Genomic DNA, 24,012 nt, shown 5'->3' on the forward strand with positions numbered 1-24,012 from the left:
AGACTTCCATCGTCATTCAAGAGCCCGGCTACTGCGAATCGTCAACAAAATTGAAGTTATCCAGTTTCTACGCTTCCTTAGATTATTGCCACTGTAGACTGTCTTGTTCTGTCATTACCTTTAGGATCGTCGTATTCGCGGTCTCTGGCGGCTCCTCTTGGGCCTCTAGCGGCAAAACATTTCTAGTATTTGGCTTGGCTGGCTGCGGCATCGGCATCTCAGGCAAAGCCCCAGAAACACGACCTGGGAGCGACTGCGAAGGGATTGCACGTGCGTTGGAGCGCCCAAGCCTGAAGGATATGATGCTCCCGGAAAGATCATCGTCCAAACGTTTCCAGCATCGGGACCAGTGCTTTGACACCAGAGACCTCTTCCGGTTTATCGCCTGAGCTTCAACAGATTGCCAACCAAGCGTACTTTCTGCGAGGCAAAGCTATTGGCGCCTACGCTCAGATCGAATTTGTGCTCGCCGACATGTGCTTGCAATTCTGGGAATGGCCGGCGTATCGAGATCTGAAAGGTCAGTTCCCCGATCAATGCCGCCGCCCGCGTCGAAGCGGTAACAGTACTATTTAAGGCGACTGGGCCGTTGGAAAAATACCGGAAAGACATTGAACCGCTGCTTGCCCAGCTCAAATCGTACGAAAAGAATCGCCATTTGTTTGTGCACGGACATTTGATGCTAACAAATGCCGACAGAACTCCATCCGTGCACTTTCGGCTGTACGCACTGAGCAAGGATTGCGTCAAATTACACAGGGAGAGTTGGACACTCGAGCAGATGGAATCCATCGCATCTGACATTGAAGCCTATGCTAGGCGCTTTGGTCGGCTGCTCGACCGCGTCTATATTGAGCAAGGGCTAAACTAATATCGACAGACCGCGTGTATCGAATGTTATGGAACACCCGGGACGCAATTTGACCGACCCCGCCTTGGATCGAGTAACGGATTTCTACTCCGTGGGTTGCAGGTTCGAATCCTGCTGGGATCGCCACCAAAAACCCTTGCAAATAAAGGGTTTATCGCCAATTCCGGTTTGTTCTTTTGGCAAAAACCGTGCTGCTAAACGCTGCTAAACGGTGCAAGTGAAATCAAGCAGTTACGGGTGACTACCAACGGTTCCGAGCAGCACGGAAACAGCATGGCGCCTTCAGGCTTTGTTCTCGCTGGCGGCACTGTGAATAGCCGGGAGAAGCGCAACTATCCTCGATAGGCCCCACACGACCGTGGCACCGTATAGGTGCGCGCCGATTCGCGGCGCCATCTATTACGCTCAAGAACGGCAACCTCGCTCCGGATGTGCTGGAAAAACTAGGGAGGATGCAGGAGCGTGCTGGGCAGGCACTGGGCGAGCCAAAAAATGAAGCAGCTCTTGTCGAGAGCATGAACTTGGCAACCGAACTACTTCCGCTGATGCACTTCCTTGTCGATGACGTCGAATGGGACCTGAGCTAGCTGAAGATTTGGGCCCGCCGGCATTCCGGCGGCTAGACGATCGGGGAGCCTTAGTTGGTCCAAGTCGCGGTAGACTCGCGTTTTCAATGACCCTCGCCTATCTAACCCGCATGCGTACCAGTGCTTTCGAACCCTGCATCCCGACCCGCGCCAGTAAGGTTCCTATCTCCAAAAGCTGGATCCACGAGGTCAAGCACGATGGCTACCGGCTGATCGTGCACCGCGAGGGCAAGCGGGTTCGGCTGTTCACCCGGAATGGCTATGACTGGAGCGACAAATATCCGCTGATCACCGAGGCTGCGCTGCGCATCCGGTCGACGTCCTTCGTCCTGGATGGTGAAGCGGTGTTGCTCGGTGTCGACGGGATCTCCGACTTCGACGGCCTGCACAGCCGCAAGCACAATGACGAGGTACAGTTCTACGCCTTCGACATGCTGGCGACCGATGGGGACGATATACGGAAGCTGCCTCTCACACTGCGGAAGACCAACCTCGCCCGGTTGCTGGCGCGGCGTGTTGACGGCATCTTCATTTCCGATTTCGAGCGGGGCGAGATCGGGCCGGAACTCTTCCGGCACGCCTGCCTTATGGGCTCGAGGGCTTGGTGTCGAAGCTCGCCGATCGACCCTACCGGCCCGGCCGGTCACCTAACTGGGTAAAGATCAAAAACCCCGCCTCTCCCGCCATGTTGCGGGCCAAGGACCGATCTTGGTGACGGACGAGGCATTAAAATTAAGCCAGCCGACCATGATCGACGATCTCGCTCTTTCGATCCATCTCGCGCTCATATGCGGCTTCAGCCGCGGTCAGAGGAAGTTCATAGTCAGTATATGTGCGGGCCTCTTCCACCGGCATGCCCATCTCACGCCCCCGCTTGAATGTGCGAGCCCGCCACGCAATTCTGAGTTTCAGTAACATCTTCCTGAGCGCGTGTTCCAATTCAGGCTCATTTGACGGACTTCGCGTTCCAAACTGAAAACCCGTTATCCGCAGCAAATCCACAGGATACCAACAGCGTCGATTTGCCTATATATATAGCCGCGCCAACGACTTGCTGCAGTCGAATTCACAGGCAGGAAAAAAGCCGCCGCTGAGGGACTCTGCCCGCAGGTGGTTAATGGTAAATTCCAACGGGGGTCGGTGGGGCCTAGATGACCGTCTTCTTACGGGGTCGCAACTGGCAAGCCGCTTGCGATGGATGCTTCAACTGTTCGGCAAGAAATTCCTAGATGTGCCGAACTCAGACATCCGGAGCACGCCCATGAACATGCAGCCCCATTTTGACACAACGCGCGAGGTCACGGTAATTCGTAAGATACTCGCTGATCTCGTTCGCACGGTTCAACTGATCGAATCCGACATCTTAGCCGAAGAAGAGCGCACCGGAATTTCCGACCAAGCTAACGCCAAGTATCCGATACTGGCGAGGTCGCTGATCGAGCGGCGAGACAATCTCAAGATGACGATTGGCGGCCTTGAAGGGCGTCTCATCCAGCAGCACGAACAGGTACGGACCGCGGCTTAACGCAGGTTTTCGGCACTTTGGCCTTGAATCGGCCGATGTGCCCCAAGCAGCAAAAAGCCGCCACCGGGGTTGAGAGTGGTGACGGCTTTCCGTGTGCCCCCTCGCACGAAAGGTCTAGGCCCAATCTGGCAACTCCCCGTTAACGCGTCGTTACCGTAAAGCCCGCCGGGCGACGAGCGGCCCTTACGCGCCCATACTGTTGAGCGCCGCGACCGCGCTCCTGAGCGCCGTCATATGCCACCACCGTTCATCGGTACTTAAGTCCTCGTCGAGGGCATGCTGAATAAGCGCAGCTGCGCCGGCTGGCGTGGCCGGGATTGTATTGGCCAGCCGCTGCACATGCTGTGCACTTAGTGGCGGTCTCGTCGCGGAGTTCCATGCTGTACGCCCATAGATCATCGAAACTGCCCCGTCAGGCGCACTGTAACTCGATGTGCTGCGGAATTGGGAGATCCAGGCTAAACCCCTCGTCGCCAAGCAACGTATTTCAAGCTTGGCGGGGGGGGCGCCGTCGTGCGGAGGATCTAAAAACAACAGATCTGAGGAACATTGCCCCTGCCGGCATCTTTTCCTCGTAATCTTCTGAGTGGGGCCGATGGATACCACTGTTGAGGATGATCCCAAGGAGAGGAAAAATGATCACAAGGGTTCTCGTTCTAGCCACCTGCGCTGCAATGGTGTTGAATATTGCAACCGCGCAAGCCGGTCCCTGCAATACCAGTGGCAAATCCCCTCAGGATGCTGGCTCTGGACCGACGCCAGGTAATACCGGGCAGACGATCGGCAGTGCCAGCTCGACTACCGCCGAGCACCCGCCGACAGGTTCAATGAACCGTGCGGCAGGAGACGTAGCGACGTCATCCCAGGACAGTCAAAAACAAATGCAAGGACAGCCGACGGCAGCTCAGCAAGGCCATGGCGCTGACCCTTTAGCAAAAAAGGCTGATCAGAACTGCTGAAAATAAGGTTGTGGAACCAATGCGACGCGCCAAGATTTGGTCAGCGCACCCAGCCCGCCCCAGGGGTGCAAAACTTTCAAGGCGGCCTCAGCTTGCCCCAGCTGGGGCCGTTGGAATCCTCCTTGACGACTTGATTGCGGGAGACAGTCCTTGTCCGACGCCCCACTGAAACCGCAGACCGGCGATCGTCTTAAGCTGAGCGCGCTCGGCGCGGAGCGCTGCCCGGGGCTTGCAGGCAAGGTCGGAGCGGTCGTCAAACGACGGCTCGACAGCGGCATCGTAATTGTTCGTTTCGATGGCAATCGACAATCGACTTCGCTCCACCGCGACTATATCGAACCGACCGACTCCTAGACAAAACGATCGGCCCGGCGCGCAGCGAAGCGCAAGGAAAAACCCGTTCATGTCCCCGTATCCGGCCGTATCGCTCCATACTTCCCCGTCCGGTGGCAATGGTTGCCGGGGGCTTTCGGACACTTTCTTGTGCGGGAACGATGTCCAGCGACAAAGGTCATTCATCAGCTTCGCTGGTTCATCTGCAGGCCCCCCCCACCCGAGAGTAAAACCCTCGAAGGAATGCGGATGTTTGAGTTTGAGCTTCTGACGAAGTGGGATTGGGCTCTCGTCGCCGCCGTTGTGGGGGTTGGCTTGCTCCTGATCTGGTCAAGCGTGCATTGGCTTGCCAACTAAGGCGGCCTCATCGTAACCAATGGTGAGCCGCCTTACCCCGGTGAGCCTGTGCCCGGCTGCTGTCACGGCGTGCGGACGGGATCTTCTCCGACATCGAGCGGGCGAGATTGGTCCCGAATTTTTCCGACACGCCTGCTTGATGGGCCTGGAGGGCTTGGTATCCAAGCTGGACGATCGGCCATACCGGCCCGGCCGGTCACCTAGCTGGGTAAAGGTCAAAAACCCCGCCTCTCCCGCCATTCTGCGGGCAAAGGAATTGGCCCCAGCTCGTCGAGGGGCGGGCTGGGGCCATGGGGCTCGACCCCGCCTAGATTGAATTGTACGGGCCTGCCGCGTAGTCTGTTAGCGACGAGCGCGATGCGCAGTCAAATCGACGACCTGCGGCGCGCTGTCGCCGCGCAGTTTCTCAACAAACCAAAATGCCCAAATGGCTACAAACGAGCAAACGAATAACAGTGCGCAGAAAAGAAATACATTCATGGGGTCCTTCCAGACTGCGCTTGCTTTGTTTCGATTTACGCGCAGCAACCCTGAGCTAAATGCTTTAGGCATCGAAGGTTCCCCAACCCGTGTTTGCGAGGAGACAGGGGCGTCCACATGCGCTCCTTGCTTTTATACCTTCGACAGTTGTCTTACGGGGAATGCCGAAGTTAATCGTCTAATCGCGGCCGCGGATTCCCTCCTTTTCGGAGTCATCTGGTATTTTCACAAAGTGAGCTGTTTTGACCAGCGCGGAGGCGACCGAAATGCCAGATTGTCCCAATCACCGCCCCGCCATCGGCATATCGGTGACTGAGAGTGTTGTGCTCCCGCCCAATCCCAGGGATGCACCCCGTGCCTTCAACACAAACCGAGACTGCATTCAGCGTTTCCGAGATCGGCATTTTCAATTGCGCCAAATGCAGCAAGCCAATGAGGCTTGTCTGTATTGAGCCCGGCGAACCGGGATTCGATAACCGCACGTTCGAATGCGAGAAATGTCACGACACCGCGCGGTTTGTTGTCTCGGGCTGAAAATGGCATGGATCGATTGGATTCAGGTTCTGGGAGTGTCCACGCTGGCCCTATCGGCTGGGACCTTCTTAATGCTGCTGTTTGCTATGTAGCCATGCACGCATTTGCTGACGGGCCGCCTGTTTGGCACATCGATTGCTAGTGATTACTTGCTGGGGATTAGAGGGCCCAGTCTGATACAGGGCGCCGCCGGGACAGTGATTTCGAGCCCGGCGGCGTATCTTTTGGGGCACCGCGTGCGCACGCGATGCGCCGAGGCCGACTTTATCGAACATCGCCGTCAGCGCGCCTGGACGGCCTGGAAACACGCTATGCAGCAAGCCGGCCTCCAGCTGCCGACGCAATCAACCAGTGGACAGGCGCGGTGTTTGTGGGGCTACGATCACCAACGCAGGCGTTGACCAGCACATAAGGAAGCACACCTGGCGGAGCTGCAACCGCGTGAACCTCTGGCAATTACTCGTTTAGACGGGCCGCCGCTTTTGCTAGTGACTTTGCCTTGTTCGCCTGCTTGATAAGTTTGTCTCGTGCGGGGCCCGGTCCAATTCGCTGCGCCTCCTTGAATGCCTGTCTGGCAGATTCAAGCAGTCGCTGCTGCAGCGATGTCGGGTGCGTCGTATTCCTGCTTACCGCCATGTACAGCCGCCCCCGTTTGAGCCTATCCGGGGTTTGCCGCGCCTGTGGCAGTGTCTCGACCAGGGGCAGTGATCCGCACGTCGTGCCCTTGACGGAGCGCTAACGATGCCGCGGCAACAGCTGCCTCAAACGCAGATTCCTTGGTTTGATAAACGTTCTCGGCCTTGCCATCATGGCTAATCCTCCACTCACCCGCGTCGCCAATGATCTCATATGAAGCCATGCCCATCGTCTATCCTCCCCTAACTTGCTGGCCTCAGTCGGCCGCTTAGAACGGGACCTGTGAGGATCATCCAACTTCGCGGACACCGGGCTGGTTCCGTCTTGAGGAACGAATCACTAACAATTAAACTGAATCCGCCGTATGTGGTTGCGTGGAGTTGCTTTATGCGTACGTCCAATTGGACGCCGTCGATCGTGCCCGACGATCAGGATCAGACCATCTATCTGGTCGCCAATGACTTCGGCAAAATTGGCCGCGCATGGGTCGAGGCCGACTATGAGACGACCGATTTTGAAACGGTCATCCAGGACCTGCTCACCGGCCAATACAGCAACCCGATCCGGGTCGTGGCCTTTAACACTGCCGAGCGTTGGTCCGAAGACGTTTCAGAAGATGTCGCTCATGAGTTGCGCCGACGCTGCGATTTGCAGATGCGCGATCTCCCCTCCGCGCTCTCTGATTTTGTTGAGCGTCATGAGGGCGCGGATCGGCGGCAGTTGACGTTGCGACTGGTCTGCTTGCCTGTTCCCTGTGGGCGGCTTTCGCGCGTCTAATCGCTTGCTGCCCCGGGAGGGTTGCGAAAGGATTCAGTTCGGCCGCAAGCAGACTGGGGGCTGAGGGCGAGAAATAAGACCTGCCACCATGGATCAAGCCGCGCTACTCCAACTGGTGCCCGTCGGCGAAGAACACGCCATATCCGCCCGTTCGATCTGGGAAATAGAAGGGGTGTGGGCGCCCGCGTCGATCAAGACAAAATTAGACCAACTCGCCAATGAAGGGCTAATCCAACGAAGGTTCGTCCCTTTGGGCCAGAATAGGAAAACGCTATACTCAGGAAGGCAACCGAGGCGGGATCGTAAAATCACCAGTAACGTTTGGACAGACGCAGACAAGGAATTGCTCAAAAGTCTCTGATGGCGCGTCGGGATCCACATCGAGAAGATAAACGCGCCGATGCTGTACCAGGAGCGCGCCACTCCGGCCGAGTACAAACGGTGGTTGCGGAGCACTCTTGCTGGTCGAGAATCTTGGCGGAAGGCTAAGAAAATGACGAAGACACCGGGCAAAGTTGAACCACAGAAGCCGATCAGCAAAGCCGAGCGCGAAGCGCGTAAGGCATTCCGCCAAGTTGATGCCGAAAAGGCAATAACCGATCACGAGATCGCGCAAGAGGCGTTCTCAAAAAACCGAGAGCGTCTCAAGGCCGAGCGGCTGGAGCGCGAGGCTGCAGCGCCACCGCCCCCAAAAGTCCAGCCCAAAGCGAACAAAATGACAGCTCCGAGTCCAGCGATACGGCGTTGGAGCTCTGAAGAAGAGCAGAAGCTTGATGAGCTCCTCGATGCCGGAAAGGAAGCCGCCGAGATAGCTGTTGAACTGAACCGAACACGCCAAGCTGTTTATGCTCGATTGCAACGGCGTTACAGAAAACGAGCAAAGCAGCCGGGGCAAGAAGAGCTGGGGCTGAAGGCGAAGGGGAAATGAGCGATCGAACACTCTTGATTGTTGGCCTGCTAATCGTTTGCGGCGGGATAGCATATCTGATGGCGATGATTGTTTGGCCCGTCTGATAGCCTCTCGCGCCGCTATTTCCTTGGTGGCTTTAGGGTGGCGCGAAAACCGGAGCGTTGAATCGACTCTTGGGGAGTTGAGAAGTTTCAAAAAAGCGGCCTCAGCGCTTGGGGAAGAAGCGCGGAGGCCGGAAGTTTGTACCAACATGTCGTCCTTTCGGACGACCCATCAATTCCGGTTATTGCCACTTGTTCCCGAAAATCCCCTGTCACTTTAGTAATAGGCGGTTTGAGCCATTCCCGGTTTGTGCAGTGGCCTGAAGCCAGAAACGGCTCCAGCAATGGGGAGAGCTGGGGCCGCTTGGCTATCCGCGCATGCTGCGGGTTGTCGCCTTCAATCCGGCAGAGGGCTGGTCGCGCGACGCCAGCGAAGACATCGCCCGCGAACTCGAGCGACGCGTTGCATCGGAGGGACGCGAGCTTTCCGATGGCCTGCAGGATTTTATTGGGCCAGTTCGGCCGGAAGATCGGCGTGCAGCTGGCGCTACCGCTGCAGATTTAGAAGATTGACCCAACCAGCCGTTCAGCCTCTGGAAATGTCACTACGCATGCTGCGGGGCCAAACGATGTGGCTCAAATGGACAATACCCCTTGTGTTTTCGGGCGCCGCAGTAGCGATTGCCAGTGCCGCCGAAAACGTATCGCACTCGTCCACTAACTTTCCGAGGCCACCGCCGTCGGGCACCACGGTATAAATTCGATAAGGTGCGGGGGCGTCCATTCAAGACCTTTACCCGTGCTCGCGGCGATACTCTGTACCAAATGTAACATAAACCCCAGCTTAAAACACAGGATGCGTGGGCAATCTGGATTCAGCGGAGACCCAACCCACGGCGGCGCGTCGTTGGATTGCTGTGGACAACCGACCTTCGTCTTTAGACTTTGCAAGACTTGTTGCCCATTTGCGCCTCACGAAACTGACGCTCGGGACCCTACCCTTTTTGGAGGGAGGGGGTCATGGAGCTATTTCGAGCTGAGAAGATTGCCACTGCTCAGGACCGATCAAACCATGACTGCCGCTTCTGCGGAGGAAGGCTCATGCTTCTTAAAACGATCATGGAAGCTGAAAGCGGAGTTGTCATTCATTTGTTCGACTGTCAGCAGTGCGGAGAACGCGTCTGGACCGATTAGGCCAAAAGGTACAGTCCGAGCTGCCCCTGCCCCTGCAGATCTAGCGCTCGTCCATCACGTTGCTGACATCAGGTTGCTCAAGGCCATGGGCGATACCATCGGCCTTTGGCTTCCGCCTTGTGTACTTCCTCTTCGGCTTCGGCGGCGGTGGCGGCGGTGGCGGCGGCTCGAGGATCTTCCTGAGTTTGTTGCTGAGGACCAGCGATAGGTGGTGCGCCAGCGACGTCTCCTGAAACAGATCCAGGCCGCGCATTGTCTCGAGAATGGCGAGCAGCGGGATGGCGTCATGGGCCTCGAGCCAAGCTAGCCCTTTGTCAGTCCAATCCCGCCGGCGCACCATCACCCAAGACACGGCATTGATGATCGGCTCGATAAGCGCGTCTTCATTTCCTTCGGACTCGGTGATTGTGCGGATCAGCAGCGTGACGTGCTCCGGTCCGTGCAAATAAATTAGCCTTTGCAGCCTCTGCCGGACCGCCTCATCGATCGGGGGCACCTCCATCTCCGCCAGTAGCCCTGCCAACTGCTTAACTGCCCAGCGCTCGCGCTCCGACTTGTGTTCTTTAGTCCACGATGGGCCCCAGGGCGCCGCTGGCACGCCCGGCTTTGTGACGGCCTTGCGTACCCGCTGGCTTGGGAAACGCATCACGGCTTCGCTCTGGGGCGGGGTAGCGACCCTCGATTTGGCTGCGAGGCCTGACATTCAATTCTTCCGTCCCGCCTGCGCCGCCTCGATCTCGATATCGGGCATCAGGCGCCCGCGGATGGCGTCAAAAATCTCATCGACCCTTGCCACGATCAGCGCGCGCATTTCTTCGGCATTATCGTCACCCTCACCAACTCGCAAGAAGGCGCAGCTCGAACGGATGTTGGCAATCCATGTTTCTTGCGCAACTCGTCCCGCTTTCTCGCGGTCATCTTGCCGTGGGCGCTGGGTGTGATTTCGTCTAAGCGCTCGTAGAGCGAGATATTCTGCTCGTCGACATAATCCGCAGATTTCATCGCCTGTAGCGACGCGTTCCTTGGCGTCGGCGTTCGGTCAATCGGTTTGAGAATCCAGGGACTAACGCGTTTCGCGCCGGCTCTTGCGACGGCGAGCGATTTTGCGAGGAATGGATTTTTACTCCCGGCCATCACTTACCTCGGCCCGTCTCCAACGCGATCGCCGCTCGGATGTTGTTTCTCGTGACGCGCGAGATTTCGCCGCGCTCGATCATTTTTGTTAGTCGCGAAACGACGCCCGCTTCAAGCGCTTGCACGCCGGCCGTGTCGAGGTCGCCGGCGCCGGCGCGAATCATCGCGCGGTCGTCCTTGCTCAGTTCAATGGACATGCTGCTTCTCCGTTGTATGAGTTGCCGGACGACAGCAGGGATCACTGTCGCCCGGCTCGCGCTCGGTCCGTTGGATGCCGGAGAGCGCGCGTTCTTTAAGCCGTTCGAACCAATTGCGGCCGTTGCGGCGGTTCCTCCCGCAGCTCGAGGGCGATATCGTCCGCAGCGACCTGCGCCGCGCGGGCTGCCGTCGTCAGCGCGCTTTCAATTTCGGTCAGTTCCTCAATTTCAGGTCCATGATGCTTCTGGAGTGCGCCCCGCTCGAGTTCGGCGCGAAGTGCCGGGCTGATCTTGAGCAACTGCTGCCTGCTCTCGAGCACGGCTTCGACGAACAGCGGATCCGGCTCGGTACCGGCGAGAAGCGAGACCATCTCTTTGTGCGGCATCGTCCGCAACACCGCACGTGCCTCTGCCCTCTGAATCTCGGAGAACTTCGGTTCGGTGGTCCCCGGCTTGATGCTGGATCGCCGCGCGGCTAGAGCCTCGTTTGCGGCTTGAAGTTCGGTTTTCGCCTTCTCCAGCACCGGTGCCACCAGCGTGGCATTGAATTTCTTGAGTTCCTCGCGGATGCCTGCCGCCGTGTAGCGCCCGCTCGATTCCAGTTCTTGCTTCCGGGCCTGGAATGCGTCGCTGGCGGCCAACGATGCATCATAGACTTCGCTTTCGAATCCGGCTTTGCGATATGGGCTGCTGATCCCAATAATCATCGAGCCCGGCATCGTGGCCGTTCCTGGCTTCAGGGCTTTGTAGGTTTCAACGTCCGGAGTTGCGCTGCTGTCGTCGCGCCAGAAGGCGATCTCGTCCAGGATGGCGCAGAGCACCGGTCGACCTCGGACAGCCCGGAAGCTGTTGGTTGCAACCGCGATGTCGATTTTGTTGCCGAGTTCGAACCCGTAGGCGGTCTCTCGCTCGATCATCCCCTGCAGAAGGGGAATGTCGGTGAAGTACGATCGACAATAATTCAGGACGATTTGCCCCTGACTCCGGTCATTTGCGAGGCACATAACGAGGGCCCGCTCGCCCGGCCGCAGTTGCCCGCTTTCCCGAAATAGCGCGGCTGCGTGGGCTGCAATGACGCTGGCGATGGAATCCTTGCCACCTCTTCGGCCGGCGATGATCCACAGCTCCTGCACCCGTTCCGCGGGCGGGTCGCGATCGGCCACTGAACGAAAGAACCCGACCTCCTCGGGGGACATTGGAAGGGCGAACGCGGCCTTCAGGATGGCGCGCCAGGCGTTCCACGTCTTCCCGGGAAACCAGGGTGCGAACAAGTTCTGATCGTCCAGGGCCTCGATAATGTTCACGCAGCACGACCCTCGCGCTGCGCGATATAGCTCTGCAAATCCGGCGCCGCGGGTTTTCGATCTGCACCCTTGGCAATGATTGGCGCCAGTATGCGCCTGATCTCGCTGGAAAGCCGGATGGCCTCGTCACCATCGACCCGCTCTCCAAGCACTTGTGCGGTCTGCAACGCTTCACAGCGCAATGTCAGGAGGGCTGCTTGCCTAACCTGCGCTCTCTCGGCCTCGCTGAGAGCGGTGATGCCACCGGCCTCCTCGGCAAACTGCTTGCACAGGTCGCGGAAGCGCCTGGCCTGGGGCAGCCGATTATCGACGCCCGGTAGCGCCCATGGCTTGTTCGTCACCATCGAACGATTGGTGATCGAGCCGGGAGCCCGCTTGTGCGGTGCTGGCTGTGATGTGGTCGTGAACGCGTTGCGAATGTCGTGCATTCACCACAGATGAATGCGTTTCCGCGCGCGTGCAACGTGGCGACTGTTGCCGGATGCGCAGCCAAATCATGATCAACGGTGAAGTGCGTTCAGCGCAGTTTAAGTGACGGGCAAAAATATTTACAGCTTAGGACCTCTTTCGCGCCGGATCACGTAAGCGTGGTGCGAAAACAGATCCCCATAATGCTGAAAGCGTCCCGCAAGCTGCCAGACTTCGCCGACGTCCACGATCCCAAAAACCTCTTGCGGCACCCTCGAGCGGGTCAAACCTCTGGTCCCTATCTGGGGGATCTCCAGCGGGCTTGGATACCACTCATCATGGATTAGCCGGTTGCGCGTTGCTTTGTCGCTCCAAAACGATTCAATCGCGGTCAGCAATTCTTGAAGGTCGAAACCGCTCAGACCCGCGACTGTGCGAGGGCCAAAACCTGATCCTTGGCATCGTGCGATTTGAGAAGGGCGACGGCCTCTCGTTCGCTATCCCCCAGCATCTCAGAAACCATCTCGAGCACCCTCGCTTCCGCCAAGGCGAACGTAATCACCAGGTTGCCAAGAGCCCTGACGAAGGGACGAAATACTCGTCGACCAGATCGGGCTGCTCGTCGTCGGCGGGGTTGTTCATTCCATTCCGAGGCGCTGTTGGACGCGGATGACGGTCGCTGCATACCACGGCCTGCCCGATGGCGTCGGCACCTTGCGATCGTTTAGCGCCGCGGCGATGGCTCGAGCCGAGTTGCCGGCTAGCTCCGTGAAGATAGGCCGCAGGGCCTCAGCGCGCTCCCTGGCTTCGTCCCGGTTCTGTATGCCCTTGGCGTTCAGCCCACCCAGCTTCACGCCCTGAGCCTTCTTGGCGGCCAGAGCGTCCTTTGTGCGGCGAGAGATCATCGCCCGCTCTTTCTCCGCGAGAGCGGCATATAGGTGCAGCATGAACGGATCCGCATCAGCGCCCAGCTCTGCCACGATGAATGGCGTCTTGTGGGCCATCAGGCCGCTGATGAAGTGGACGTCGCGGCTAAGGCGATCCAGCTTGGCTACGATGATCGGCGCCCTGTGCTTGCGTGCGGCCTGAGTGCTGCGGACAGCTGCGGCCGGCGATCGAGCGCATCGGCGCCCTTGCCCGTCTCGACCTCTTGGAAGGTCTCAATGAGTCGATAGCCTTCAGCCTCAACGAACCGCGCCAGTGCCGCCTGCTGCGCTTCCATACCCAGGCCTGAATTGCCCTGCTGTGCGGTCGACACCCGGGTGTATGCGATGGCGGCTTTCATGACTGGCCCCTGATCTGGAACGAAAACGAATTGTGGCCGTTTTTCGAGCACTGCGTGGCACACGTGGCAGTCAGCTTCCGTTTGTTAGCACCACGCTTCTGATCGGATGCGAAGTTGAGGTCGCTTTCCTCGGCGGAGGACCGTTTTAGCACCTGCGTTTTCGAGACGGTGACCCGCCATTGGCGCGTCAGCGCCAAACAGGCAAAGCGGACGTTTGCCATTTGTGCCGAAGCAAATTGCGCCCACGTTCGATATTCACAATTACTTTCGCTCAGACGACCAAGGAAAATTCACATATTGATCTCGACTATCATAACAAATGTTTCCATACATCTTGAGATAGGTGTCGCGACGGACGGGATCTCTGTAAACTTCACCGGGATTTTCCAGGTCGCTTTCGTACCGCGCGATATTTGAATTTGTTAGTGCGCTTGGCAAAATATCCATTGCCTGCGGAATGCTCTTTCCGTCAAGCCAATCCGCCGCATGCTGCCCCATCGCATACCCAAAAACAGACGATGCCAAGCTGACGCTTACTTTGTAGGGACCGCCGTTTTTTATCTCTGCGACCGCCTCCGTCTCGCCGTCGATGCCGCCGAAAAATTGAGCTGGCCGGACCTTGCCGGCTGCCCTTACGGCGTCTAGCGCACCAAGGACGACCGTATCCGCGCCGAGTACCACGTCAATTTCAGGATGAGCGAGCAGAATGGTTTGCATCATCGCAAAACCACCTTCTTTATTCACGGTAGTCGGCGAGATATCAGCAACGATGGCGGCTCCAGGAATATCCCTCAGTGAATCGCGCATTGCGACGAAGCGTGGCGAAAGGAACTGAAGGCTATCGTGCGTCAACAACACGACATTCGCTTTGCCTCCCAGTTTATCGCGTATGTAATTTGCAGCAGCGTCGCCCAAGGTCTTGCCCGTCAGGTATTGCGGGGCATTGAGCAGTGAGGTGGCAGGAGGCGGCACGACCGCACCAACATAAGTTCCTTGCCAAATAGTCTTGCGCAGAACGGGCGCTAGTGACGCTGGATCGACCGGCGCAACCACGAGCGCGCCAACTCTCATCGATCGAAAACTCTCGACCTGTTCGATCATCCTTTTTCCCTGACTTTGGGCAACCGAGATCGAAAAGGCCAAACCACGATCCTTTGCCGCCATCGCCAGCCCTCTTCCAATCCCCTGAATGAACTCGCGCTCATTGTCCTGTGAAAACGCGAGGATTTTCTTCAGCGAAGGTGGTGGATTGCAAGTGGGTGCATTGCTATCGAACATCGGAAAGACACGAGGCACAGTGATGCCGCTGGGCTCTTCCTCTGCGGACGCATGCCGCTGGTTCAAAGACAGCAAAAGCGCGAGCGCTGCGAGAGTTGTTAACTTTAGTCGTTGGATTTTCATGTTCATACGCGTTACGCCGCAGAAGACAATTGAAGGTTAAGCTCTCTGGGTAGAGTCATGCGAAAGGTCGTTCCCGTGTTCAACTCCGATTGAACAGTAATGTCACCTCCGAGATTCCCGACTAAAGTCCGCACATAAGCGAGCCCAATCCCCTCCCCTGGTTGATCGATCTTGCCGACTCGTCGGAACAGCTCGAAGATCGTGCTAATGTCGCACGGAGCGATACCTCGGCCATTGTCAGCAATTTCGATTGCAATCCGATCATTCGGCAAAACGAGACCTCGAACTTGAAGCCGTAAGGGGCGTTCGACATCTCGGTACTTTACAGCATTGTCCAATAGGTTACCTATAATTTGCTCAAGCGAGAGCCGATCCGTCACAATACTGGGAATACTCATCTTGATGTCGATTTGGCCATTAGCCTCCGACAACTGATGATAGATTGCGGCCGAACTAGACGATATGAGTTCGTTTAGATCAACAACTTCCGCCCGAAGCTCTCGCCTGCCTTCTCGGGATATTTTGAGAACGGCATTGAGTAGTTTGTCCATTTTCTCCGCTGATTTACGGATGTATCCGATGGCCTCCGGCATTTCCTCGTCTGTAACGATGCGAACCTTCTGAGAGGTCGGATCAGCTGGTGCTGGATTGGAGTTGTCAAAATAGTTCCGAAGTTGTTGGACATTGGCCTCCAATTCGCCTGTAAACCCGACGATACTAACCAGGGGCGCTCGCATGTCATGCGACAATAGATGAGTGAAACGCTGAATCTCCTCATTTGCGCTTGCAAGAGCCGCTGTACGCGTACGCACCCTTGCCTCTAGTGAGGCGTTGAGGGCCGTTACTTTACTTTGAGCTTGATTGAGCTCTCGGGTGTAAGTCAGCAGCGTTGCGGCCACAACACCAACGACCAAAATGATCAGTATGGCTGCGATTATGGATGCCCACCGCAGATTGGCGGCGTTCGCTCGTTGCTCGGCTACGCCGGCCGTCAACCGATTATCCATCGTTCGAACGATGCCAGACACAAATAGATTCACTTCATCCATCAGCGCCTTTCCGCGATTGGTATTTATGATAGCCAAGGCCTCGAGCTCTTTTCGCTCACTCTTCAGAGCGATGGTACTGTCCATTTCTTGAAATTTTTCTGAAAGCAAAGCCGTTAATCGCTGCAGAACAAGCTTGAATTGGGCATCACCACCAAGTGTGCGTTTCATATTTTCGAGTTGTCTGATGGCTAACGCCTTTGCGGCATCATATGGTGACAGATAGATCTCATTGCCCGTGAGCAACAATCCCCGCTGGCTCGATTCTGCGGACTGCACGGCGTTTTGGATTTCGACGGCCGATATCCTGACATCGCGTGTTTTAATCACATCATCGAAATGTTGGTTGGCACGGTCTCCAAGCCTGACTGTCATTCCGACAACAGCTAGCAAAGTAACGAAACCAACAATGAGCAAAAGTAAAGACAATGGAACAATGAAACGCTTCGAAATGAACATTGAGTTGGCACCTAAGCTGGATAGCCCATTAATCCGTTGCCGCGGCAACACAAGCCGCCTTCAGCTCTCGAAGACGCACCGAACAATCTCTCCGGCCTACTTGGCAACAGCCGAATGCCTACCGCCAAGCGCGATAGTCAAAGCGCCTAAAAGTCTATCCGACGTATACGGCTTCTCGAGGATCAACTCGTCCTGCTTCGCACTCGATGCGCTGGCGCCATAGCCGGTGGCGAACACAAATGGAATGCGCCGGGCGCGCAAAAGCTCTGCGATTGGATCGATGCGATCAGAACGGATGTTGACGTCGAGTACGGCTGCATCAATTGACTCTGTTTCGACGAGGTTGCGAGCTATAGGGATCGATTGTGCAGGACCGACAACGGAGGCGCCCAGATCTATAAGCATCTCTTCCACCATGATGGCGATGATGGCCTCGTCTTCGACGACGAGAATGCGTTTGCCCCACAAAGCGCTCACGTTGCCTCTCCTAGGAGAACGAGCGGGATACTGATACAGCACACGAGACCTTCCGGCTTAAAATTGATCATCACTTCACCCTCGAGATCGTGAGCGAGAGTACGTTCGAGGAGGGTAGATCCAAAGCCGCGTCGTGTGGGGGGCGAGACAGCGGGGCCACCGCTCTCGTGCCAATGTATGCAGAGCTGCTGCTGGGCATCGTCGGTCTGCGACCAGTCTAATCTGACCTGCCCCTCCTCCTTTGATAGTGCTCCGTATTTTCTCGCGTTGGTGCATAGCTCATGCAAAGCCATTGCAATTGACACGGCTTGTTTAGGGGAGAGCAGAATCCGGGGGCCATTAAGTGATATGATGCCCGCGTTAGAGCCCTTGGTGTCAAGCGTGAGTTCGGCGAGCCCCTCGAGCGACGCATTCTCCCAATTCGCATGCGTGAGCAGATTGTGAGCATGGCCGAGTGCCCCCAACCGCCCCTCAAATGCTCGGCGCGCTTCAACAGGATCCGCATTGTTTCTGAAGGTCTGATGCGCGATGCCCTGAACGATCGAGAGCGTATTTTTTACGCGGTGATTGAGCTCATCCACCAGCAACTCGCGGGCCTTCTCGGCTTCCTCGCGTTCGGTTATGTCGACATTTGCTCCGATCATTCCGATGAATTCGCCGGCGCGAGAAAAACGCGGATGAGCGCGCGTCTCAAGCACGCGGTAGCGTCCCTGGGCGTCCAGATAGCGGGCTTTCATCGCGAAGTCGCTATGGTCCTTAAGGGACTGGGCCACTTGCTTGCCGACGCTCGAAGCGTCCTCTGGATGCAGGGTAGCGCCCCAATTGAATTCTTCGACGTGCTCCTCCGCGACACCCCAGAAAGCGCGGAGCATCTGGTTGAGATGGACACACTTACCATCTTGGTCACTGATCCAAATCATCACGGGCGCGTTCTCAGCCATCAGCCGGAAGCGCTCTTCGGAGGCCCGAAGTTCGATCTCCGCTTGTTTGGCCGCAGTGATATCATGCGCTACGCCAATAAAGCCGACGTGCTCTCCTCGCTCATTAAACCTGAGTTGAGATACGGCCCTTATCCACCGCCAATCATCCCTCACTCGCAGAATTCTGATCTCAAGCGTTAGATTGCTCGATGATGTGCTCCCCGGGACAAGGCTTCGAAGTTGCTCGGCCTTCAAAATCCGATCGGCATCCTCCGGGTGAACGCGACCACGCCAATCAAGCTTTAGCGCTTCCTCGTAACTTAATTCGAAGAAATCCAGATACGCTTGATTTGCGAACAAACGCTCGCCATCGAGCTTGGTCAACCACATCGGAATTGGCGCGTTGTTGGCAACAATCCGAAACCGTTCCTCGCTTTCCCGGAGAGCCTGTTCTGCCAGCTTCGAATCCGTTACGTCGAAATGTGCGCCGATCAAGCGGATGGGCCGATTGTCGGAATCACGTTCGATTCTTGAAGCGACGCGGACCCAGCGCGTCTGTCCGTCGCTGGGCCGAATGATGCGGTATTCAGCGGAGTAGTCGCGGGTTGTGCCGTCCACAGCATCGAGAAATTGACGCTCTATCCTAACTCGATCATCCGGATGGATTCGCGCAACCCAATCATCATGAGACTCGTTGACCGCTGTTGGAGGCAAACCGTGGATCATCAGATATTCGGGCGACCTGCGATTTCGAAACCCGGCCCGAAAGTCGACCTCCACTCCACCAACGCCCGCGATACGATGAATCAGCGCGAGCTCCGCCTCACGCGCCTGCAGCTGCCGGATCAGTTCGTCCACACCTTGTGTGGACCCCGCTTCTTGTTTGAAAGCGCTCAACTACGGGTGCTCTTTGTTCCTGCAGGAAATAAACTGGATCCGGAGTTTCGCGCGGCAATTCCAAACCCGCGGCAAGCCAACTAGTTCCCATGCTAACAGCTCGGGTGGCGATGGTAAGGTCTTCTCTCAAGGTACTGGGGACGATGCCCTACCAAAGCGGACTAGGAGGCAAGCCGCCGCTCCTTCTATCCTCGCTCACGCGCTCATGGCGACGATAGTTCCGGGAAATTTGTGTCCTAACAGTTGCGGAGACTGCTTTGGATTTGCCAAAAGCTGTGCTGCACCTGCCAACCCTACCACTCAGTGGTGCTCGAACCTGTCTCCGCCAATCGTCTCCACGAAAACGGTAATTTCTGCGGTTTGGGCTGGAGACTTTCGGCAAATTCTCGCCAGGGTTGCCGCTTTCTGAAGACCAGAGACTTTAGACAACTGCACGAAAACCCTATTAATTGCGGCACTTTCAACCAAAAATGGAACACTCTCTCAGGTTGAGTGACTGCTTGGCTGGGGCGGGAGGGATCGAACCTCCGAATGGCGGAATCAAAATCCGCTGCCTTACCGCTTGGCTACGCCCCAACAGGCCGGGAACACGGCAGGAAACCTGCGGCGGATTCCCTCCGGCAACGTGGGTCTATAGGGAGAGGTGAGCCATTTCAACCGGCTAGAGCATGATCCGAAAGGGCATGCCCGGCACGGGATGCGGGTTGGGCGCCAGTTTTCCGGAAAGATCACGCTCAAACAGAAGGATAGGCTTTGGATTCCGGCCAAAATCGGCTCCGGAAACACGACTCTCTATAATAGGCCTGAGGGTTCGTCCGATGTGGACGCCCCGGGCTCGCGATGGCCTCAAACCGCCCGGCCTCGCCCCGCCGCCCCTCCCGCCCATCGGAGAGTTGAGAGAAGGCCGGTTTCGTGGGAAGACGGCCCCCCGCTTTCCCGACTGAGGCGAGTAACCGACATGACCTACCGCGCGCCGATCAACGACATCCTGCTTGCCCTCAACCATGGCGCCGGCCTCAAGGCCGCCGTGCAGGCCGGTCACTACGGCGATTTCGACGGCGATATTACCGCGGCCGTGCTGGAGGAAGCCGGCAAATTCGCTTCCGACGTGCTGGCGCCCCTGAACACGGTGGGCGACGAACACGGCATCAAGCTCGCCGACAACAAGGTGACGACCGCGCCCGGCTGGCCGGATGCGTACCAGCGCTGGATCGCGGGCGGATGGAACGCGGTGTCGGGCCCGGAAGATTTCGGCGGCCAGGGCCTGCCGATGGCGATCAACGCCGCCTGCACCGAAATCTGGAGCGCGTCGAACATCGCCTTCGGCCTCTGCCCGCTGCTGACGCTCTCGGCGATCGAGGCGCTCGACGCCCATGGCAGCGAGGAGCTGAAAAAGATCTATCTGGAAAAACTGGTGTCGGGTGAATGGACCGGCACCATGCAGCTCACCGAACCCCAAGCGGGCTCCGACGTCGGCGCGCTGCGCACCCGCGCCGAGCGCGCACCAGACGGCAGCTATCGCATCAAAGGCACAAAGATCTTCATCACCTATGGTGACCACGACATGACCGATAACATCGTGCATTTCGTGCTGGCACGTTTGCCCGATGCCCCCGCAGGCACCAAAGGCATCTCTCTCTTTCTTATTCCAAAATTCCTCGTCAATGCCGACGGCTCGCTCGGCGCGCAGAACGACATCTACCCGAGCGGCGTCGAGCACAAGCTCGGCATGCATGCTTCGCCAACCTGCACCATGACGATGGGCGATAAGGGCGGCGCGATCGGTTATTTGATCGGCGAAGAAAACCGCGGCATGCTCTGCATGTTCACGATGATGAACCAGGCCCGCCTCGGCGTCGGCCTCGAGGGCGTCGGCATCGCTGACCGCGCCTATCAGCAGGCGCTGGCCTATGCGCAGGAGCGTCGCCAGGGCCGTGCCGTCGGCGCCAAGGGCGACGGGATGGACGCGATTATTGTGCATCCCGACGTCAAGCGCATGTTGCTGCAAATGCGCGCCATGACGGCCGCCGCGCGCACCATTTGCTACGCCACCGCGGTGGCGCTCGATGTCTCAGTGCGCGCCAAGGACGCCAAGGTGCGCAGCGACGCCGCCGCCCGCGGCGCGCTGCTGACGCCGATTGCAAAAGCCTTCTCCACCGATATCGGCAATGAGGTGGCCTATCTCGGCGTGCAGGTTCACGGCGGCATGGGCTTCATCGAGGAGACCGGCGCCGCCCAGCACTATCGCGACGCGCGCATCACCTCGATCTATGAGGGCACCAACGGCATCCAGTCGATCGACCTCGTGACGCGAAAACTCGCCGCCAATGGCGGCGCGTCGGTCTGGGCCCTGATCGACGAGCTCTCCGGCATCGTCAAGCAGGTCGAGCTTTCGAACGATCCGGCCTTCGGCACCACGGGCGCAAAACTGCGCGACGCGCTCGGCTCGCTGGAGCGCTCCAGCAAATGGCTGCTGGGGAAGGTCGCCTCCGCGCCGAACGACGCGCTCGCGGGTGCGACACCCTATTTGCGGCTGTTCGGCTCGACGCTCGGCGGCTGCATGCTGGCCGGCGAGGCGCTCGCCGCCAAGAGCAATGGCGAGAGCGGCGATCCGCAGCGCTACGTCACGCTGGCGAGGTTCTTTGCCGAAAACATTTCGGTGCAGGCCACCTCGCTGGAAAAGACCGTCATCGACAGCGCCGACGCCGTCAACGGCGCCGATGCGGTGTTGCTGGCATAGGCCATCCCACCATCCAACCAGGCGCATCAGGCGCCGCAAGAGCTACCAACGCAGGAGCCACAGTCCCGATGTCTGATTTCGATCGCGTTATTAATCGCCGCGGCACGCACGCGTCGAAATGGGACATGATGGCCAAGAATTCGGGGATCACGGCAGCGGACGGAATTCCGATGTGGGTCGCCGACATGGATTTTGCGGCGCCTCCCGGCGTCACGGAAGCACTGTCCACGCTCGTTATCCGCGGCGTCCATGGTTATTATGCCGACACCGGCAGCTGGGCGGCAGCGCTCGCCGAATGGATGGCGCGCCGGCATGATCTCGCGATCGACCCGGCCTGGGTCAGCCCGACGCCCGGCGTCGTCTCGGGCCTCGGTCTGATCCTGCAGGCTGTCACCGAAGTGGGCGATGAGGTCGTGCTGTTTCCACCGGCCTATCATGCCTTCCGCAAGATCATTCTCGCCAATGAGCGACGCATCCTCGATGCGCAGCTGGTCCTGCGTCAGGGCCGCTACGAGATGGACCTCGATGCGCTGGGAAAACAACTCACGCCGCGAACCAAAATTGTCTTCTTCTGCAGCCCGCACAATCCGGGCGGCACCGTGTGGTCATCGGAGGAGATCCGTGCCCTCGCCGCCTTCTGCGCCGAACGCAATCTGATTCTGGTTTCCGACGAGATCCATTGCGACCTGTTGCTGGGCGGCGTCAAACACACGCCGACGCTGTCAGCCGCCCCCGAGATCGCCGATCGCCTGATCACCTGCCTTGCCGCGACCAAGACCTTCAATCTCGCCGGCGCCCATGTCGGCGCCTGCGTCACGTCGAACCCGGTTTTGAAGCAGCGGATCGACGCGCGGATCGCGGCAAGCGGGCTCGCCTCCTACAACGCCTTCGGCATGATCGCGACCGAGGCGGCCTGGCGAACCGGCGAGGCCTGGCTCGATGCGCTGCTGCCCTATCTCGCCGGCAATCGCGATACGCTCACCACACGAATAGAAAAAGCCGCGCCCGGCGCACGTTCGATGCGGCTCGATGCGACCTATCTCGCCTGGGTCGATTTCTCCGGAACGGGACTAGCGGCTGCGGACGTTGCCGCGCGGGTCAAGGACCGGGCACGCATTTTTGCCAGCCCCGGCGAGCAGTTTGGGCCCGGCGGTGAAACCTGGCTGCGCTTCAACTTCGCCACGCCGCGTCCGATTCTCACCGAGGCGCTTGATCGGCTCGACGACGCCTTTCGAGACCTCCGAGCTTAGGCTGCGGATGCGGTCTTAACGCAGCGGCATCGGCGGCCTCGGCACCGACGCCAGCTCCGGATCGCTCAGCGTTTCAGCGCTGGTTGGTGATTGCGCCTCAAGCTGTCGCGGCACGTAGGGTGCCGAAGTCGCTGACAACGGCGCGGCAGCGGCCGACGGCATGGCCTGCTGCCGGACCGGCCGCGGCGGCACGGGCGGCGGAGCCGGCGTCCTTGGTGGCGCTATCGCGGCGACTGGCCGCGGCGGCGCCGGCGGCTTTTTGGCTTGCACATTTTGCGCGGCAGATTTCTCCGAAACCATCGCGACGAGCTGCTGCTGGCTGGCCTTGAGCTGCTCGATGCTGGCCTTGAGCTGTTCGATCTCCCGGCTTGCACTGGCCAGATCGCGCGCCATCGTCTCGAGCGATTGCGACTGATCAGGCGCGGCGGCGGCCGGCGGGGCTGCAGCGGCTGGCGCCGCTGTCGCAGCGACCTCCGCTGCAGCCGGCGCAGCAGCAGCTTGCGCTGCAGCTGGCGCCTGGGGCGCCGGTTGTGCCGGTGAAGTATTCGACGTGTCGACATCAGCAGCAGCCAGAACTGGCTGCGCGGTGAGGCCGGTTTTTTCCGGCGCCTGCGATGATTTCTGCGTAAACAGCGGCGTCCATTCCGCGATTATCCGTTGGGCCGCCTCGGCATGGTAATGCCAGGCCATGGCGGCGCCGCCGATACAGCCCGCCAGCAGCAACGCCGTGACGGCACGCATCGCGCGCCTCGCTATCGACGACCTCGGCCGGCGGCGGCTCTTGATCAGGGCATCTTCGACGGCGGCGGCGCGAAACGTGATTTCATCCACGGCGGTTGCGCGAAACGCGGCGTTGACCGGCGGCACCGCTGCTCCGCCCTGGAATACCGGTTCGATGTGAGGATGCGGGCCCGAAGGCGCGCGTACGGCATCCGGCGCCGGGCTGGAAAACTCTTCCTCCGCTGGCGCTACCTTGACGGGATCAGGTGTGACCCTGACGGGATCAGGTGTGACCCTGACGGAATCAGGTGCGACCACGAGGATATCGTGCGGATCATCGGTTGGCTTCGGTTTCTGCATCAATTGCATCGGCGCTCCGTACTCGATCCGCCCCAAGACTTTGCCTCGAGACTTTGCCCAAGGGTGCCGGCGGATTTGCGTGAGATCGACGACTTCCAGCCCCGGACTTCCCCAACACGTCCGTTCCCTTACCTCATTCCGGTTTGACCAAAGCAAGGCAGTACCATGGAGAGGTTGCGGCCGCGGGAACTCGGCCCGCGGCGCCACGCC

At 58.6% G+C, this 24,012-nt stretch carries 20 protein-coding genes, 1 tRNA gene and 2 pseudogenes; 9 read left to right on the top strand and 14 right to left on the bottom strand.

Annotation, left to right across the window (positions count from 1 at the left end; genetic code table 11):
- Window positions 1-1,544 precede the first annotated feature (1,544 nt).
- From JQ641_RS10905 to JQ641_RS10920, 4 genes are all read left to right on the top strand, one after another.
- The gene (locus tag JQ641_RS10905; protein ID WP_349628531.1) at window positions 1,545-2,117 is read left to right on the top strand and encodes an ATP-dependent DNA ligase; all 573 of its coding nucleotides are present in this window, start codon (window positions 1,545-1,547) and stop codon (window positions 2,115-2,117) included.
- 602 nt (window positions 2,118-2,719) lie between these two features.
- Window positions 2,720-2,983 (top strand): hypothetical protein, encoded by a 264-nt coding sequence (locus JQ641_RS10910; RefSeq protein WP_211995965.1) that lies wholly within the window; start codon window positions 2,720-2,722, stop codon window positions 2,981-2,983.
- Between the two features lie 635 nt (window positions 2,984-3,618).
- Window positions 3,619-3,942: a hypothetical protein gene (locus JQ641_RS10915; protein WP_211995966.1), complete on the top strand. Its 324-nt coding sequence runs from the start codon at window positions 3,619-3,621 to the stop codon at window positions 3,940-3,942.
- Window positions 3,943-4,092: 150 nt separating this feature from the next.
- Window positions 4,093-4,296, top strand: coding sequence for a hypothetical protein (locus JQ641_RS10920; protein ID WP_211995967.1), 204 nt, complete (start codon window positions 4,093-4,095; stop codon window positions 4,294-4,296).
- 678 nt (window positions 4,297-4,974) lie between these two features.
- Here JQ641_RS10920 and JQ641_RS10925 read toward each other — a convergent pair.
- A complete protein-coding gene (locus JQ641_RS10925; RefSeq protein ID WP_211996141.1) occupies window positions 4,975-5,184 on the bottom strand; it encodes a hypothetical protein in 210 nt (69 codons plus the stop codon).
- A 1,485-nt stretch (window positions 5,185-6,669) separates the two neighbouring features.
- Between JQ641_RS10925 and JQ641_RS10930 the strand changes: the two genes are divergently transcribed.
- The 3 genes and pseudogenes from JQ641_RS10930 (at window position 6,670) to JQ641_RS10940 (ending at window position 8,583) form a co-directional block, all read left to right on the top strand.
- Window positions 6,670-7,059 carry a hypothetical protein gene (locus tag JQ641_RS10930; protein WP_211995968.1) on the top strand — a complete coding sequence of 130 codons (390 nt, stop codon included), beginning with the start codon at window positions 6,670-6,672 and terminating at the stop codon, window positions 7,057-7,059.
- 493 nt (window positions 7,060-7,552) lie between these two features.
- A pseudogene (locus JQ641_RS38835) lies at window positions 7,553-7,735 on the top strand (hypothetical protein); the annotation flags it as partial.
- A gap of 653 nt (window positions 7,736-8,388) precedes the next feature.
- Window positions 8,389-8,583 carry a hypothetical protein gene (locus tag JQ641_RS10940; protein ID WP_211995969.1) on the top strand — a complete coding sequence of 65 codons (195 nt, stop codon included), beginning with the start codon at window positions 8,389-8,391 and terminating at the stop codon, window positions 8,581-8,583.
- Between the two features lie 661 nt (window positions 8,584-9,244).
- Here the strand turns inward: JQ641_RS10940 and JQ641_RS10945 are convergent.
- From JQ641_RS10945 to JQ641_RS10995, 12 genes and pseudogenes are all read right to left on the bottom strand, one after another.
- The gene (locus JQ641_RS10945; RefSeq protein WP_211995970.1) at window positions 9,245-9,907 is read right to left on the bottom strand and encodes a hypothetical protein; all 663 of its coding nucleotides are present in this window, start codon (window positions 9,905-9,907) and stop codon (window positions 9,245-9,247) included.
- A gap of 95 nt (window positions 9,908-10,002) precedes the next feature.
- Window positions 10,003-10,338: a hypothetical protein gene (locus JQ641_RS10950; RefSeq protein ID WP_211995971.1), complete on the bottom strand. Its 336-nt coding sequence runs from the start codon at window positions 10,336-10,338 to the stop codon at window positions 10,003-10,005.
- Complete coding sequence (locus tag JQ641_RS10955) at window positions 10,338-10,535, bottom strand: hypothetical protein (protein ID WP_211995972.1); 198 nt, start codon at window positions 10,533-10,535, stop codon at window positions 10,338-10,340. The genes JQ641_RS10950 and JQ641_RS10955 overlap by 1 nt, the downstream gene beginning before the upstream one ends.
- Before the next feature lie 95 nt (window positions 10,536-10,630).
- On the bottom strand, window positions 10,631-11,839 hold the full coding sequence (locus JQ641_RS10960) for a terminase large subunit domain-containing protein (RefSeq protein ID WP_211995973.1): 1,209 nt from the start codon (window positions 11,837-11,839) through the stop codon (window positions 10,631-10,633).
- Window positions 11,836-12,183: a hypothetical protein gene (locus JQ641_RS10965; protein ID WP_211995974.1), complete on the bottom strand. Its 348-nt coding sequence runs from the start codon at window positions 12,181-12,183 to the stop codon at window positions 11,836-11,838. The genes JQ641_RS10960 and JQ641_RS10965 overlap by 4 nt, the downstream gene beginning before the upstream one ends.
- 702 nt (window positions 12,184-12,885) lie before the next feature.
- Entirely contained in the window at window positions 12,886-13,152 is a 267-nt protein-coding gene (locus tag JQ641_RS38660) for a recombinase family protein (protein ID WP_349628540.1), read from the bottom strand.
- 6 nt (window positions 13,153-13,158) lie between these two features.
- Window positions 13,159-13,532, bottom strand: a pseudogene (locus tag JQ641_RS38665) (recombinase family protein); the annotation flags it as partial.
- A 261-nt stretch (window positions 13,533-13,793) separates the two neighbouring features.
- Entirely contained in the window at window positions 13,794-14,939 is a 1,146-nt protein-coding gene (locus tag JQ641_RS10975) for a sugar ABC transporter substrate-binding protein (protein WP_249150338.1), read from the bottom strand.
- Window positions 14,940-14,944: 5 nt separating this feature from the next.
- On the bottom strand, window positions 14,945-16,438 hold the full coding sequence (locus tag JQ641_RS10980) for a sensor histidine kinase (RefSeq protein ID WP_211995975.1): 1,494 nt from the start codon (window positions 16,436-16,438) through the stop codon (window positions 14,945-14,947).
- Between the two features lie 96 nt (window positions 16,439-16,534).
- Window positions 16,535-16,915: a response regulator gene (locus tag JQ641_RS10985; protein ID WP_349628533.1), complete on the bottom strand. Its 381-nt coding sequence runs from the start codon at window positions 16,913-16,915 to the stop codon at window positions 16,535-16,537.
- Window positions 16,912-18,732 carry a PAS domain S-box protein gene (locus JQ641_RS10990; protein WP_211995976.1) on the bottom strand — a complete coding sequence of 607 codons (1,821 nt, stop codon included), beginning with the start codon at window positions 18,730-18,732 and terminating at the stop codon, window positions 16,912-16,914. The genes JQ641_RS10985 and JQ641_RS10990 overlap by 4 nt, the downstream gene beginning before the upstream one ends.
- A 501-nt stretch (window positions 18,733-19,233) precedes the next feature.
- Window positions 19,234-19,308, bottom strand: a tRNA-Gln gene (locus JQ641_RS10995).
- A gap of 382 nt (window positions 19,309-19,690) precedes the next feature.
- On the opposite strand from JQ641_RS10995, the gene JQ641_RS11000 reads away from it, so the two are divergent.
- Both JQ641_RS11000 and JQ641_RS11005 read left to right on the top strand, forming a co-directional pair.
- Window positions 19,691-21,472 carry an acyl-CoA dehydrogenase family protein gene (locus JQ641_RS11000; RefSeq protein ID WP_211995977.1) on the top strand — a complete coding sequence of 594 codons (1,782 nt, stop codon included), beginning with the start codon at window positions 19,691-19,693 and terminating at the stop codon, window positions 21,470-21,472.
- 68 nt (window positions 21,473-21,540) lie between these two features.
- Window positions 21,541-22,722 carry a MalY/PatB family protein gene (locus JQ641_RS11005; RefSeq protein WP_211995978.1) on the top strand — a complete coding sequence of 394 codons (1,182 nt, stop codon included), beginning with the start codon at window positions 21,541-21,543 and terminating at the stop codon, window positions 22,720-22,722.
- 15 nt (window positions 22,723-22,737) lie between these two features.
- On the opposite strand, the gene JQ641_RS11010 is transcribed toward JQ641_RS11005, so the two are convergent.
- Entirely contained in the window at window positions 22,738-23,811 is a 1,074-nt protein-coding gene (locus JQ641_RS11010) for a hypothetical protein (protein WP_211995979.1), read from the bottom strand.
- Between the last annotated feature and the right edge of the window lie 201 nt (window positions 23,812-24,012).

The sequence above is a fragment of the Bradyrhizobium sp. JYMT SZCCT0180 genome (assembly GCF_018130165.1).
Lineage (GTDB): Bacteria > Pseudomonadota > Alphaproteobacteria > Rhizobiales > Xanthobacteraceae > Bradyrhizobium.

What these genes read in the sequence shown, in the direction of transcription:
- JQ641_RS11010 (WP_211995979.1), bottom strand. Translation starts at nt 23,811, where the DNA reads ATGCAATTGATGCAGAAACCGAAGCCAACCGATGATCCGCACGATATC.
- JQ641_RS10930 (WP_211995968.1), top strand. Translation starts at nt 6,670, where the DNA reads ATGCGTACGTCCAATTGGACGCCGTCGATCGTGCCCGACGATCAGGAT.
- JQ641_RS11000 (WP_211995977.1), top strand. Translation starts at nt 19,691, where the DNA reads ATGACCTACCGCGCGCCGATCAACGACATCCTGCTTGCCCTCAACCAT.
- JQ641_RS10975 (WP_249150338.1), bottom strand. Translation starts at nt 14,939, where the DNA reads ATGAACATGAAAATCCAACGACTAAAGTTAACAACTCTCGCAGCGCTC.
- JQ641_RS10980 (WP_211995975.1), bottom strand. Translation starts at nt 16,438, where the DNA reads ATGTTCATTTCGAAGCGTTTCATTGTTCCATTGTCTTTACTTTTGCTC.
- JQ641_RS10945 (WP_211995970.1), bottom strand. Translation starts at nt 9,907, where the DNA reads ATGTCAGGCCTCGCAGCCAAATCGAGGGTCGCTACCCCGCCCCAGAGC.
- JQ641_RS10955 (WP_211995972.1), bottom strand. Translation starts at nt 10,535, where the DNA reads ATGTCCATTGAACTGAGCAAGGACGACCGCGCGATGATTCGCGCCGGC.
- JQ641_RS10925 (WP_211996141.1), bottom strand. Translation starts at nt 5,184, where the DNA reads ATGCCTAAAGCATTTAGCTCAGGGTTGCTGCGCGTAAATCGAAACAAA.
- JQ641_RS10965 (WP_211995974.1), bottom strand. Translation starts at nt 12,183, where the DNA reads ATGGTGACGAACAAGCCATGGGCGCTACCGGGCGTCGATAATCGGCTG.
- JQ641_RS10940 (WP_211995969.1), top strand. Translation starts at nt 8,389, where the DNA reads ATGCTGCGGGTTGTCGCCTTCAATCCGGCAGAGGGCTGGTCGCGCGAC.
- JQ641_RS11005 (WP_211995978.1), top strand. Translation starts at nt 21,541, where the DNA reads ATGTCTGATTTCGATCGCGTTATTAATCGCCGCGGCACGCACGCGTCG.
- JQ641_RS10950 (WP_211995971.1), bottom strand. Translation starts at nt 10,338, where the DNA reads ATGGCCGGGAGTAAAAATCCATTCCTCGCAAAATCGCTCGCCGTCGCA.
- JQ641_RS10905 (WP_349628531.1), top strand. Translation starts at nt 1,545, where the DNA reads ATGACCCTCGCCTATCTAACCCGCATGCGTACCAGTGCTTTCGAACCC.
- JQ641_RS38660 (WP_349628540.1), bottom strand. Translation starts at nt 13,152, where the DNA reads ATGATCTCTCGCCGCACAAAGGACGCTCTGGCCGCCAAGAAGGCTCAG.
- JQ641_RS10915 (WP_211995966.1), top strand. Translation starts at nt 3,619, where the DNA reads ATGATCACAAGGGTTCTCGTTCTAGCCACCTGCGCTGCAATGGTGTTG.
- JQ641_RS10910 (WP_211995965.1), top strand. Translation starts at nt 2,720, where the DNA reads ATGAACATGCAGCCCCATTTTGACACAACGCGCGAGGTCACGGTAATT.